The organism is Shinella sp. GW835-FHT14H05 (assembly GCF_058793575.1).
The window spans coordinates 337,504-349,880 of sequence record NZ_JBXAFY010000006.1 but is presented as its reverse complement, the minus strand read 5'-3'; the positions used below and the strand labels follow the sequence as shown (position 1 = coordinate 349,880).

Below are 12,377 nucleotides of genomic sequence, written 5' to 3'. Positions count from 1 at the left end.
TGGCGCGAGTGACGGGGCTCGAACCCGCGACCTCCGGCGTGACAGGCCGGCACTCTAACCGACTGAGCTACACCCGCATTCCTCGAAAGCGTCCGGATGGCGAAGCACCCGTCCCGAGCGGCCCAGAGCCGTTCGATGAGCGGCTAACTAAGGGGTTCGCCTTTGGGTGTCAAGCAGGTTTCACGACAAAAGAATGACGCGCCCTGAAATGTTTCCACACCCTTCTGTATCACCATGGGGACATTCAAAAAATGCAAAAAACTTTTCGATTGCCTCTTGCGGTTTGATCCGGTTCCGCATAGATCACGGCCACCAACGCGGCGGGCGATTAGCTCAGTTGGTAGAGCGCCTCGTTTACACCGAGGATGTCGGCGGTTCGAGTCCGTCATCGCCCACCACTTCTTCCTTTCCCCCAATTCCAATGTTTTGCGCGTGATTTCAACGCACCGGCGACGCGGATTCTCTCGATCAGAGCCGTTCGCGCACCACGCGCAGCCAGTTTTTCAACGGCTGCGGCAGGAAGGTGCGCAGGCCCGGGCGCAGGCCTCGCGGTAGTGACCAGCCGTCCATGGCAAGGGGAGCGGCGAGCGGCGGCGGGTTCGCCTGGATGTCGCGCAGCACCGAGGCATAATGCGCCGCCATGCGGTCGACGGTGAAGGCGCCGGCAACCTTTCGCCGTGCACCGATGGAAAGGGCGAGCAGACGCGCACGGTCCTTGTCCAGACTGCGGATGAGGCCTGCGGCCTTCGCCGGGTCGCCAACCGGGAAGAGCAGCCCGTCCCGCCCATCCTCGACGATCATGTCCGTGACGCCGCGCAGCGCCGAGGCGACCGGCACGCATCCGGCCGCCATGGCCTCCACCAGCGCCATCGGCAGCCCTTCGTAGCGCGACGGCATGAGAAAGACGTCGTGCGCCGCCAGCAGATCCGGCACCGCTTCGGCCGCAACGGCGCCCGGATAGACGATGCGCGGCGCCATGCCGGGCATGGCGGCCTTCAGCCGCGCGAAATCCGGGCCGTCGCCGGCGATGGTCAGGGTCACCGAGGCCGGCAGCCGGGCAAGGATCTCCGGCAGCCACAAGACACCCTTGGAGGCATCCTCGATTCGTCCCAGAAACAGCAGGCGCAGCCCCTCCCCGATCGGCCGCGGCAGCCGGTCGGCCTGGGGGTAGGCATCCGTCGAGATGGCATTGGCGATGACGGCGGTACGCTCGGCCGGGAAATGATGGCGCTTCACCAGATCGTCGCGGCAGCGTCGCGAGACGCAGACGGTGGCATGGACATGCGGGCGGATCGCGTGGGCGGCGGCATAGGTGCCGGGGGTGATGTTGTGCACGACCATCAGGCGCAGGATTTTTGGCGAGAGATAACGCACGATATTGGTCTGCACCCGGTCGCTGAGCACATTGACGATAACGCCGTCGTACCCTTCTGCGACGATCGCCCGTTCAAGCTGCCGTGCAGCGCTTTTCCCGTCGCCCGGTGGCGTTTCGACGAGCGTGCCGAAGGCCGCTTCGTGCTCCAGCCCCGGTTGAAGGCTCCAGCCGCGATGGGACAGCCCGACCCAACGCAGGTCGATCCCGTGCGGCGCGAGGCCGCCGCGCAGGTGCCTGAACACGGTATAGGTGCCACCCATATGCGGCAGGACGAAATAGGCGATCTTCATGGTCGGTCCCTCGATGCCCATTGTCCCGACGGATCGACAGCGGAAAAGCTGGGTCTTGGAAAGCCGCCCCGGCCCTTCGCAGGAGACCGCCGAACGCCTACCTCTTTTGGTGGAGGCGGGACGCCGAAGGTCCTTGTTTTCCGTGTCAGGGCGCGGCGCGATAGTTTGGCGTCCTGGCGGCCCTCGCCTATTTTTTGAATGCCCGGACTTCCGGGGCGCCACTCGATAGCGGTGGACAAATTTCATGAAGATCGGCCTGCTCGGACAGTTCGGGTCCGGAAACTCGGGCAATGACGGCTCGCTGGAGGCGATGCTGGTCTTCCTGCGCCGGGCCTGCCCGGAGGCCGGCCTGCTTTGCATCTGCTCCGACCCCGCGGTGATCGGCGAACGTTTTGCGCTGGAGGCGGTCGGCATTCGCGCCGCGTCGTTCTCCCGTCCGTTTTTCCGCGCCCTTGATGCCCGGTTCGGGCGTATCCCCGGCCGGATCGCCAACCTCGCCTCGATGCTGCGGACCGCCGGCCGAATCGATGTGCTTGTCGTACCCGGCACCGGCATCCTCGACGATTTCCAGGAAACGGCGTTCGGATGGCCCTTCATCGTTTACGGCTGGTGTCTTGCCGCCCGGCTGCGCGGCGCACGCATAGCCTTCGTCAGCGTCGGCGCCGGACCGATCCACGGCAGGCTCAGCCGCTGGTTCCTGAAATCGGCGGTGCGTTTGGCCGATTACCGCTCCTACCGCGACGACTACTCGCTCCGTTATGTGCAGGGCCTCGGCATCGACACCTCTTCCGACCACCGTTTTCCCGACATCGCCTTCGGCTTGCGCAAACCCGTCCGCCCTGCCGCGACGGAACGCCCGACGACGATCGGCATCGGCGTCATGCACTATCGCGGATGGCAGCGCGACCATGTCGGCGCAGAGGCGATCTACCGGACCTATCTGGACAAGATGCTGCGCGTGGTGCGCGGGCTGCTCGACGAGGGCTACGACGTACGCCTCTTCATGGGCGACACGTCGGACGAAACGACTCTCGACGATATACGCATCGCTTTTGCCGGCAGCGGCGGTGGTCGTTTGTCCGCGGCGCGGACCGCTTCGCTGCACGTCATCATGGAAGAAATGCAGAAGGTCGATATCGCCATCGTCTCGCGCTACAGCAACCTGATCTGCGCCCTGAAAATCGGCCGGCCGACGCTTTCGCTCGGCTATGCGGAGAAGAATGACGAGTTGATGGCGGAATTCGGCCGGATCCCGTTCTGCCAGCATATAGAGACATTCGACGTGGACCTGCTCTTGAGGCAGGTCCGGATCGTCCTCGGCGACCTGCATGCCGCAGGCAAGGCGATCGCCCGGCGCAACGCGATGATCCGCTCCGAGCTTGCCAAGCAGCAGAACCTGCTTCTCGCTCGCGTGCTGGTCGATCGCTGAACACACAATGATTCGGCAGGGTCTCCCCTAACGCTGGACGACGACGTCGCCCTCTTCCAGCGCCAGGCTCACCCGCAGGATATCGCCGGCCATCACCGGATCGGTCTGGCCGACCTCGACTTCTTTATATTGGCCATCGAGCAACCGGATGGCGGAGAAGCGGAAGGCCGCCTGCCGGCTGCCGTCCTTCTTTTGCAGGGCGATGCCGGCCTCGGCCATGGCCTGGACGCTATAGGCCATCTTGCGGCGAAGGCGCAGGATGTCGATGTTCACCTCGCGCAGTTCCGCCGCAACGTCTCCGCGCCGCTGTCCGCGCATGGAGACCAGCCGGCCGTCGATCGCGGTCAGGTTCTGGCGCGCGCGGGCGAGGAAGGAGCCGAACTCCAGCACGTCGCGGTTGGTCGCGGATATTTCGCGCTGTTTTTCGCGAAGCTGGGTCTTGGACGTAATGCCGCGATCCACCATGGTGCGGGCCTGTTTCACATCCTCGTCCAGGAGGGCGAGTTCACCGTCACGCAGCTTGCCGCTGCGCTCCAGCGTGTCGATCTCCTCGACATAACTTTTCTTCTGGACTTCCAGGCTTTCGAGCTCGGTGGCGAGCGTCGCGCGGCGGAGCTCGAACAGCGTGCGTTCGGACTGCACGACCTGCTGGACGATGCGTGGATCGGGCGTGCCGAGCTCTTCGCGGGCCACATAGCTGAAGTCCCGCTCGTTCAGTTCCGCTTCGAGGCGCGCCCGCTTCACATCCTGCGCCAGAAGCTGCATGCCGAGATCGGCATATTCCTGCCGCAGGCCGGCGAGCTGCACGCCGGCATTTTCCCCCTGCGCCAGCGCCTCCTTCTGCCCGCCGCCGAGCGCGAACAGTTCCAGCGCGATCATGCCGGGACGGAACTCGTAGCGGCCGGGCTTCTGGACCTCGCCGACGATGAAGACCGGCGCATAGGCTTCCACCACCACGGACGCGGAAAGATTGGCGATATGCACCTTCAGCCCCGCATCGATCGTTTCGCGGACCTCGTCGATGCTCTTGCCGGCGGCCACTATGTTGCCGAGCAGCGGATAGCCGATCGTGCCGTCCGTGCCGATGGGAAAGGAACCGCTCAATCCGAGGTCGCCGTAAACCGTGATGCGCAGCACGTCGCCGCTGGCCAGCCGGTAGCGCTGGTCCTCCGCGCCCGCCGCGGCAATTGCCTGGGCAAGGAACAGCAGGCAGGCCAGAAGCGCCAGCCAAAGCATACTCGGCGGTGGCCGATGCTGTTTGCGTGTTACGGCCTGGACTTTTGCCATGACGTTTCGAGCCTCACATGCCGACGATCGACGGCGTGTCGATGGGATTTTCGTTGCGTTTTCCGGCCTCCGCCGTGGACCGATGGTGGTCCGTGACAAGGGACACGACGTTGCGGCGGCTTGCCGCGTTGTTGATGACGAGCCCTCCGACCACGATGCCCGCCGTCTTGAGGGTGCGCAGCGCCCGCACCGTGCGCACGGAATCGCTGCCGGCCGGAACGACGAGCACCGTCGTATCGGCAAGCGAGGAGACGAGCAGCGCGCTGGAACCGTTCGACAGCGCCGTCGAATCGACGATCACGACGTCATAGGTCTGCCGGAGGGTACAGAGCAGGCGCGCAAAACCCTTGTGGCCGAGGATATGTTCGGCGGGCACATCGACCCTGCAAGCGCAGATCAGGTCGAGGCCGGACGCCCCGTCGCGGCGGATGAGCTCGTCGATCGGCACGTCCTCGGATGCCGCGACCGTATCCACCGTGCGCAGCGGCAGGACGCTGAATTCGTCGGCAATACCGGGAGCCGTGAGATTGGTATCCACGATGACGGTGCGCAGCCCCGTGGCGGCCAGCGAGCGGGCGAGACAGGACGCGACGAGCGTCTTGCCCTCGCCGGGGCCTGCCGATGTCACCGAAACCACCAGCACGTTGCCCGACCGGGCGGAAAGCCGCAGGCGACCCTGCACGTCGGCGACGGCCTGGGCAAAGGGCGAGAGGGAATCGCGGATGATGCCCGCGACGTTGGAGCGCTGCTGCGGGGAAAGTTCCGGGATGCGGCCGATGACGGGGCTGCCGAGATTGCTTTCGGCCGGATCGGGGCGACGCCGGAAGCTCGCGCGCAGTTCGAGCAGAAGGGTCGAGAACGCCCCGCCGCCAAGGCCGAACATCAGCCCGCCCAGCAGCCAGGCCGAAAGGTCCGGGCTCGACGGCGTGCCGGACGGCATGGCGCGCGAAATGATGCGCGCCTCCGCCATGGCGATGCCGTCCTGTTCGATCGTCTGCTTATAGCGCGTCAGGTAGCTCTCGTAGATTGCCCGGTTGGCGCTCGCCTCGCGGTCAAGCTGGTCGGCCTGGACGATGGACTCGTTTGCCGTCGACATTTCGGTCTGGAGCTGTTTCAGGCTGGCCTCAAGGCCGGACTGCTGGCGCCGCGTGACCTCAATCTCGTTGCGCAGGCTGCCGACGATCTGCTCCACCTCGACGTCGATCTGCGCCTGGATCGTGGCGAGCTGCGATTTCAGGTCGGGGATCTGCGGGTTCTTCACCGCACCGCTTTCGCTGATCGCCGCAAGGAGGCGCTTGAGGCGTGCTTCTTCGGTGCGCAGCTGCTGGATCGCCGGGGAATTGAGAACCTCCGACAAGGCGAGACCGCCCTTTCCTTCCGACGCGTCGATTGCGGTGGCAAGCCGCGCGACCGAGCCGGCAAGCTGGGCGCGCAGCCGCGCCAGCTCCGCATTCAGCCCGGCGATCTGCTGGGACAGCAGGGTCGTGCCGTTCGACTTGACGATGCCGGACTTTTCGCGGAACGAAGTCGCCGTGTGTTCCGAGCGCTCCAGGTCGCTGCGCAGGCTGACGAGGCGCGTGCCGAGCCAGTCGCTGACGCGCCGTGTTGCCGTCGTCTGGAGATCGACCTGATAGTTGATGTAGGTCTCCGCATAGGCGTTGGCGACGTCGGCGGTGAACTGCGGCTCCGTGCCGCTGAAGGCGACGTAGATCGTGTAGGAGCGGCCGTCATTCGTGACGCGCACGCCGGAGGTCAGCTTGTCGATGAGCACGCGCCTGTCGGCGATCACGCGGGTCGCGTGGCCGGGCGACGCCTGGGCGGTGCCGCTTTCCGCCGTCAGGACGAAACCCTTGGCGACATCGACGCCCGACGCCTGCAGATAGGCCAGGACCCTTTCGGCCATCGAGCGCGAGGAGATGATATCGACCTCGGTGCGCAGCACCGGGCTTTCCTGCGGCAGCGAGGAAATGACGGATTCGGTCGGCAGAGCCTGGAATTTGCGCGCGTCGAGCGCCAGCACCGCCTCGGCGCGGTAGCGCGACGGCTGGTCCTGATAGCCGACGGCGGCAGCCCCCATGCCCACGGCAACGCAGAAGAGGATCAGCCACCGGCGCTCGACGATGACCGAAAGCACCCTGGGAATCGCAGACTCCTCCGGGCCGGCCTGATTTTCGGACCAGATCATGACGGACTTCCTGTTGCGGAGCGGGCTTATGCCCTGCTGTTCTGAAGCGTCTCGTCCGTCAGGATTTCGCCGACCTTGCAGGCGACTTCCGTGCGGTTGGTGGCGCCGAGCTTCTTCATGATGTTGCGAATGTGCACTTTCACCGTGCTTTCGCAGAGGTTGAGTTCGCGGGCGATCATCTTGTTCGCCTTGCCGCGGCGCAGCGCTTCGGCGACGGCAGCCTGGCGCACCGTGAAGGCGGAACCGCAGATCTTGCGCGAGGCGTAGCTGCCGAGCAGGCCGCGCATCGCCAGCACGCTGCTGGCCGGCACGAACTGCCCGCCGGCGATGGCAAGCCCGATCGCCTCGATGCAGACGTCGATGTCGACCGTGCTTGGAATGAGCCCGTGCACGCCGAGATCGATGACCTGCAAGACGTGTTCGATGGCATGATTGTCCGAAAGCACGACGACCGGCACCGGCTCCAGCGTCGTCACGAGCTGGGTGATCTCGTCGCGAAGCCCGGGATCGGTGATGTCGTTGCTGCCGATGTTGAGAAGAGCGGCGCGCAGCGTGCCGAGCGAGCCCTTGCGTTGCTGCCAGCTCGCCAGGCCTGAAAAGGTGAAGATGCTGATGCCGATCTGGTGGGAATCGAGGCTGTTGGCCAGACATTCACGATCGAGATTACGCTTGTCGAAGATCGCGACATAGTCGTTCACGGCATATCGCTGCGAGTGCCGTTCCATCTGATCCCTGAAGTCGACACGAATGTCGCTGCTGGTCAGTCCTGCAGTCCGGAAAATATCAATCGATTCCCTGTCGGAATCCATCTCGTCGTCTCTTACCATGATACCCCTCACTAGATTCCTGGTCAAAATTACGAGTTAGCGACTGTCTCCGCATCTACTTGAACCCCGGCGATCTGCGTCGCCTTCTATGCGAGGGCCATCTTGCGCACCGTGAAGGCTTCCGCGAAAAGCGAAGGCGAACGGCATTCCATTCCACGCATGCGGGCCAAACCCCGAAAGACATCCTCGTGGAACCAATCCTTGGACCTCTGCGTGGCGAAGTGCTCCATGAGCAGGTCGATCTTTCGATCGATCACGCCGGGCAACAGGGGTACGTAGGCATTGCGTTCCGTGATGTCCCCGTCCCATTTCGGGATCTCATATTCTAAGACGAAGTGGTCCCTGAATATATTCATTGTTAACTTATTTAGCTCTCGATGATCTTGATGCGCATCGCGCCGGCTATGGGTAAAAATGACGTCCGGCTCTACTCTTTCGCGCAAATCCAGCAGGAAAGCCTTGATCTCGCGGCTCTGGCTCGGGAAGTAGCTGTCTTCGAAGCCGCACACCTCGACCGTGGCCGAGGCAGCACCTTCGAGGAAGGCCGCCGCCGAGCGCCGCGTCTCGGCCGCGCGCTCCGTGGTGGCACTCATGACGCACCAGTGGACCTCCAGCTTCACGCCCGCGGCGATCAGGCCGAGGATCGTGCCGCCGGCGCCGATCTCGATGTCGTCGGCATGCGCGCCCAGGCACAGGATGCGCAACCGGTGGCCGGCAGACGCCATGGGCAGCGCTTTCATGACCGGCCCGCCACGCGAAGGTTCGAGACGCGCTCGCCGGGCACCTGGCGGACCCACGGCATCTCGCCGCGTTCGACCATTTCCTCCAGCATCTGCCAGTCGCGCAGCGTATCCATCGAGCGCCAGAAGCCCTCGTGTTTGTAGGCCATCAGCATGTCGTCCGCGATCAGCCGCAGGAAGGGTTCGAGCACCAGCTCCTCGCCTTCCCGCATATAGTCGAAGATCTCGCGGCGCATCAGGAAGTAGCCGCCGTTGATCCAGATTTCCGAGGTCTCGGACGAGCGGAACTCGCGCACCCGGCCGGTCTCGTCGATATCGGCGATGTGGTAGGTCAGCGGCGGGCGCACGGCGAGGAAGCAGGCGATCTTGCCGCTTGCCTCGAAGCGGGCGACCATGTCGTCGAGATCGACGTCGGTGAGGCCGTCGCTGTAATTAGCGAGGAACATGCGCTCGCCCTTCACCTGCTCGCGCACCGCCCAGAGGCGTTCGCCGATATTGCGCCAGATGCCGGTGTCGATGAGCGCGATGCGCCATTGCTGCTGCGCATCGCCCAGGAGCTCCACCCTGCCCTCGCCGGAGACGACACAGTCCGAAAAGGTCTGCGGCCGGCAGTTCAGGAAGAAGTCCTTGATGACGTTCGACTTGTAGCCGAGGCACAGGGTGAAATCGTCATGGCCGTAGGAGGCGTAATATTGCATGACATGACGCAGGATCGGCTGCGCGCCGAGCGGGATCATCGGCTTGGGTATGCTTTCCGAATAGTCCCGGATGCGCGTGCCGCGGCCGCCGCAGAAAAGCACCACCTTCATGACAGCACCTCCAGCGGATCGAGCACACTGACTTCGGGGATCGGCACGATGAACTTCGCGCCCCATTCGCCGACATGGCGCATCTGGCCGATGATTTCGGCCTTCAGATTCCAAGGCAGGATGAGAATGTAGTCCGGCCGGTGCGTGTCGATCGCCTCGACGGGCAGGATGGGTATGTGCATGCCCGGCGTGTAGCGGCCGTGTTTGTAGGGATTGCGGTCGACGGTGAAATCCAGGAAATCCGTGCCGATGCCGCAATAGTTCAACAGCGTGTTGCCCTTGCCCGGCGCGCCATAGCCGCAGATGCGGCCGCCGCGCTCCTTCACGCTGATGAGGTAGTAGAGCAGGTTGCGCTTGGCCTGCCGCGCCCGGACGGAGAAGGACGTATAGGCCTCCACGTCGTGCAGGCCGGCGCGACGCTCCTGCCCTAGCAGGCCGGCGACATTCGGGCTGATCACCCCGCAGCGGCCGGCATGGCCAAGATAGACCCGCAGCGAACCGCCATGGGTCGGCAGTTCCTCGACGTCGAAGATCTCCAGGCCGTGCACCCTTGCGGCGATCTGCACCGTGAACAGCGAGAAATACGAGAAATGCTCGTGATAGATCTGGTCGAACTGGTTTTCAGCAATCAGCGTCGCGACATGCGGGAATTCGATCGTCACGACGCCCTGCGGCTTCAGGATGCGCTTCATGCCCGCCAGGAAGTCGTTGATGTCGGGCACCTGCGCCAGCACGTTGTTGGCGACGATCAGGTCGGCCTTCTGGCCGGCTGCGGCCATCTCGCCGGCAAGGCGCTTGCCGAAGAAGGCGACCCGCGTCGGGATGCCCCGGGCGATTGCGGCATCGGCGACGTTTCTCGCCGGCTCGACGCCGAGCACGGGAATGTCGCGCGCCACGAAATGCTGCAGGAGGTAGCCGTCATTGCTCGCGAGCTCCACGACGAAACTGTGCCTGTCGAGGGCGAAGCGGTTGATCACTTCGTCGCAATAGCGCTCCGCATGCGCCACCCAGCTGGTGGAGTAGGAAGAGAAGTAGGCATACTCCTCGAAGATGCTTTCCGGGCTGACGAACTCTTCCAGCTGGACGAGCAGGCAGGCCTCGCAGACCCGTGCATGCAGCGGATAATAGGCCTCCATCAGCCCAAGTTCGCTTTCCTGCCGGAAACTTTCGCATGGCGGTGACATGCCGAGGTCGACGACGGTGTGTTTCAGGGTAGCGCCGCACAGCCGGCACGCCGGCCGAAGCGACAAATTATGCGAATTCGAGAGCGAATGGCCGGCCTGCAAGTTCATGGCAACGCCTCCAACAGGGATTTTCGGTCCTCAAGCCCTTCGGGGACCGTTTCTCGACGTGTTGGCAGAGTAAGCGCAGCCTAAAAACCCTTCGATACTACTATATGAACATTCTACCCTGACCGAAAGGCGTAGCACTCTGAAACGCGTGTAAGCGAACCTTAACCAAGCCTAAACCGCACGTACCGGTCTACCCCGGAAACCCCACTTGGCAGGCGCTCCGCATCGGGCAGGATGGCGCCGGAAAAGGGGAGAATCACATGCTTTTCACCAGGACCGATCTTGATGGCGTCTGGCTGATCGAAGCCTCTCCCGTCCGCGACGAGCGCGGTTCTTTCGCCCGGACCTTCTGCGCCGACGAGATGGAGCAGCATGGGCTCGAAACCCGTTTCGTCCAGCACAGCCTCTCCCGCTCGACGCAAAAACACACGCTTCGCGGCCTGCACTTCCAGAAGGAGCCGCACCAGGAGGTGAAGCTGGTATCGTGCCTTACGGGCGCGATCTGGGACGTGGCGGTGGACCTGCGCCCGCAATCGCCCACTTACGGCCGCTGGACGGCGGCGGAGCTGAGCGCGGAAAACATGCGCCAGTTCTACATTCCCCAGGGCTTTGCCCACGGCTTCCTGTCGCTGACGGAGGACGCGGCGGTCGGCTACCTCATCTCGACGCGCTACGCGCCCGACGCAGCCTCCGGCGCCCGCTACGACGATCCCGCCTTCTCGATCGACTGGCCTGCAAAACCGGCCGTGATCTCGGACAAGGACAGGACCTGGCCGCTCCTCGCATTGTCCTGAATCAAGTCTGACGGTTAACGGAATCCTCCACTTCGCCGAGCAATCCGCATTGTTTCAGTCGGTCGGCGGCGTAGGCGATATCCGCGAACGGCAGGCCGGAGCGGCTGGCAATGTCGAGCAGGCAATGGCCGCCATCCGCCAGATTCAGCACCCAGAGATAGGCCATGGTGATGTCGGAGGTCGTCTTGTGCCCTCCTGTCGCCGAATAAAGTCCCCGTCGCCCGAGCTGCGGCTCACCCTTCGGCGAGAGGTTGAGCGGTACCCAGTCGGTTTCGAGTATGTCGATGATATCCGTGATCATCCGGAAGGAGGATGCGAGGTGCTCAGGCCGTACGAAATCCAGGTTGTCGGCGGCGGTATGATATTCGGGGAAGGTGCCGAAGGCGCTGCGCTGGAGAAGGCCGACCGGCAGATTGAAGCCCGGTGAGCAGAATTGCCGTTCGTCATAACCGTAGGGGCTGAAATCGAGCATCGTCACCTTTCGTCCGGCGCAACGCACGCTTTCCATGACCCGATCGATCGTCGCGTCGCCGCGGCGGCTGCGCTTGTAGACCGGCCCGCCACCATCGCCGATGCAGGAGACGACCAGGCCATGGTCGATGCGCGCAAGCCTGTCTTCATTGCCGGCAAGCCAGCAGAGCGCGCCGATCGTGCCCGGCGCGAAGAGGATGCGATAGCCGTAGCGGTTGCGCCGCCCGGCAAGCATTCTTGCGAGGAGGGTCAGCACGGCGAGGCCGGAGCAATTGTCGTTGGCGAGCGAGGGATGGCAGATATGGGCGGTGAGCAGCACCTCGCGCTCCGTCGTGCCCGGCAGGAAGACCTCGCCATAGGTGAGCGAACCATCGGCAAGCGCGGTGTCGATGAAGACATCGTAGTCGCCCTCCTCCAGCGCGAGATAGTCGCGATGGCGCATGCAAAAGCCCCAGTCCCGGCGGTAATAGCTGGTCCTGTAGGGGATCAGGTCGGGCTGGTCCGGCAGCGTGTGGAGATGCGCCCGCAGTTCGGAGAGCGGCATGCGGCGGGCGACGGGCTCGCTGTAGCTGACGAGGTGCAGGTTGGATTGGGCGAAATCCACCACGACCCTGCCGCTCGCCGTGCTGATATGGGCGTTTCGCACGGTCCATTCCTGCGGCACCGTCCAGTCGAAGACCGGCGTGCCGGAGGGTACTTCCCTCACGGCGATGTCGATATGCTCCGAGAGGATCGCGAGCGTCTCGCGAACGCCTTGGCCGGTGATGCTGCGGCAGATCGGGAACAGCCGGGAGACCAGGGCATGAAGCTCGCCGCCGAGATCGGCGGTTCCCTCCCGCACCATGCCGCCGTCGACCCTTGGAACTTCGTTCATCGCG

The 12,377-nt window shown here is 64.1% G+C and carries 10 protein-coding genes and 2 tRNA genes; 3 read left to right on the top strand and 9 right to left on the bottom strand.

Going from position 1 to position 12,377, the window contains the following annotated elements; translation table 11 throughout:
* Window positions 1–77, bottom strand: a tRNA-Asp gene (locus AC1Q6Z_RS20280).
* A gap of 245 nt (window positions 78–322) precedes the next feature.
* Here AC1Q6Z_RS20280 and AC1Q6Z_RS20275 point away from each other — a divergent pair.
* Window positions 323–398, top strand: a tRNA-Val gene (locus AC1Q6Z_RS20275).
* Window positions 399–468: 70 nt separating this feature from the next.
* On the opposite strand, the gene AC1Q6Z_RS20270 is transcribed toward AC1Q6Z_RS20275, so the two are convergent.
* Entirely contained in the window at window positions 469–1,665 is a 1,197-nt protein-coding gene (locus AC1Q6Z_RS20270; protein ID WP_492649032.1) for a glycosyltransferase family 4 protein, read from the bottom strand.
* 244 nt (window positions 1,666–1,909) lie between these two features.
* Between AC1Q6Z_RS20270 and AC1Q6Z_RS20265 the strand changes: the two genes are divergently transcribed.
* The gene (locus AC1Q6Z_RS20265) at window positions 1,910–3,094 is read left to right on the top strand and encodes a polysaccharide pyruvyl transferase family protein (protein ID WP_492649031.1); all 1,185 of its coding nucleotides are present in this window, start codon (window positions 1,910–1,912) and stop codon (window positions 3,092–3,094) included.
* A gap of 27 nt (window positions 3,095–3,121) precedes the next feature.
* Here the strand turns inward: AC1Q6Z_RS20265 and AC1Q6Z_RS20260 are convergent, their stop codons facing one another.
* From AC1Q6Z_RS20260 to AC1Q6Z_RS20235, 6 genes are all read right to left on the bottom strand, one after another.
* Window positions 3,122–4,381, bottom strand: coding sequence for a polysaccharide biosynthesis/export family protein (locus AC1Q6Z_RS20260; RefSeq protein ID WP_492649030.1), 1,260 nt, complete (start codon window positions 4,379–4,381; stop codon window positions 3,122–3,124).
* Window positions 4,382–4,394: 13 nt separating this feature from the next.
* Window positions 4,395–6,566: a GumC family protein gene (locus AC1Q6Z_RS20255; protein WP_492649029.1), complete on the bottom strand. Its 2,172-nt coding sequence runs from the start codon at window positions 6,564–6,566 to the stop codon at window positions 4,395–4,397.
* A 26-nt stretch (window positions 6,567–6,592) separates the two neighbouring features.
* Window positions 6,593–7,393 (bottom strand): response regulator transcription factor, encoded by an 801-nt coding sequence (locus tag AC1Q6Z_RS20250; protein WP_439617061.1) that lies wholly within the window; start codon window positions 7,391–7,393, stop codon window positions 6,593–6,595.
* Window positions 7,394–7,479: 86 nt separating this feature from the next.
* On the bottom strand, window positions 7,480–8,133 hold the full coding sequence (locus AC1Q6Z_RS20245) for a PIG-L deacetylase family protein (RefSeq protein ID WP_435265306.1): 654 nt from the start codon (window positions 8,131–8,133) through the stop codon (window positions 7,480–7,482).
* Window positions 8,130–8,942 (bottom strand): glucose-1-phosphate cytidylyltransferase, encoded by an 813-nt coding sequence (locus AC1Q6Z_RS20240; RefSeq protein ID WP_256118985.1) that lies wholly within the window; start codon window positions 8,940–8,942, stop codon window positions 8,130–8,132. Before AC1Q6Z_RS20240 ends, AC1Q6Z_RS20245 begins: the two co-directional genes overlap by 4 nt.
* Window positions 8,939–10,234 (bottom strand): methyltransferase domain-containing protein, encoded by a 1,296-nt coding sequence (locus AC1Q6Z_RS20235; protein WP_492649028.1) that lies wholly within the window; start codon window positions 10,232–10,234, stop codon window positions 8,939–8,941. The genes AC1Q6Z_RS20240 and AC1Q6Z_RS20235 overlap by 4 nt, the downstream gene beginning before the upstream one ends.
* A gap of 260 nt (window positions 10,235–10,494) precedes the next feature.
* Between AC1Q6Z_RS20235 and rfbC the strand changes: the two genes are divergently transcribed.
* On the top strand, window positions 10,495–11,028 hold the full coding sequence (gene rfbC, locus AC1Q6Z_RS20230; protein ID WP_492649027.1) for a dTDP-4-dehydrorhamnose 3,5-epimerase: 534 nt from the start codon (window positions 10,495–10,497) through the stop codon (window positions 11,026–11,028).
* A 1-nt stretch (window position 11,029) separates the two neighbouring features.
* Here rfbC and AC1Q6Z_RS20225 read toward each other — a convergent pair whose 3' ends face one another.
* On the bottom strand, window positions 11,030–12,373 hold the full coding sequence (locus AC1Q6Z_RS20225; RefSeq protein WP_492649026.1) for a DUF4910 domain-containing protein: 1,344 nt from the start codon (window positions 12,371–12,373) through the stop codon (window positions 11,030–11,032).
* Window positions 12,374–12,377 lie beyond the last annotated feature (4 nt).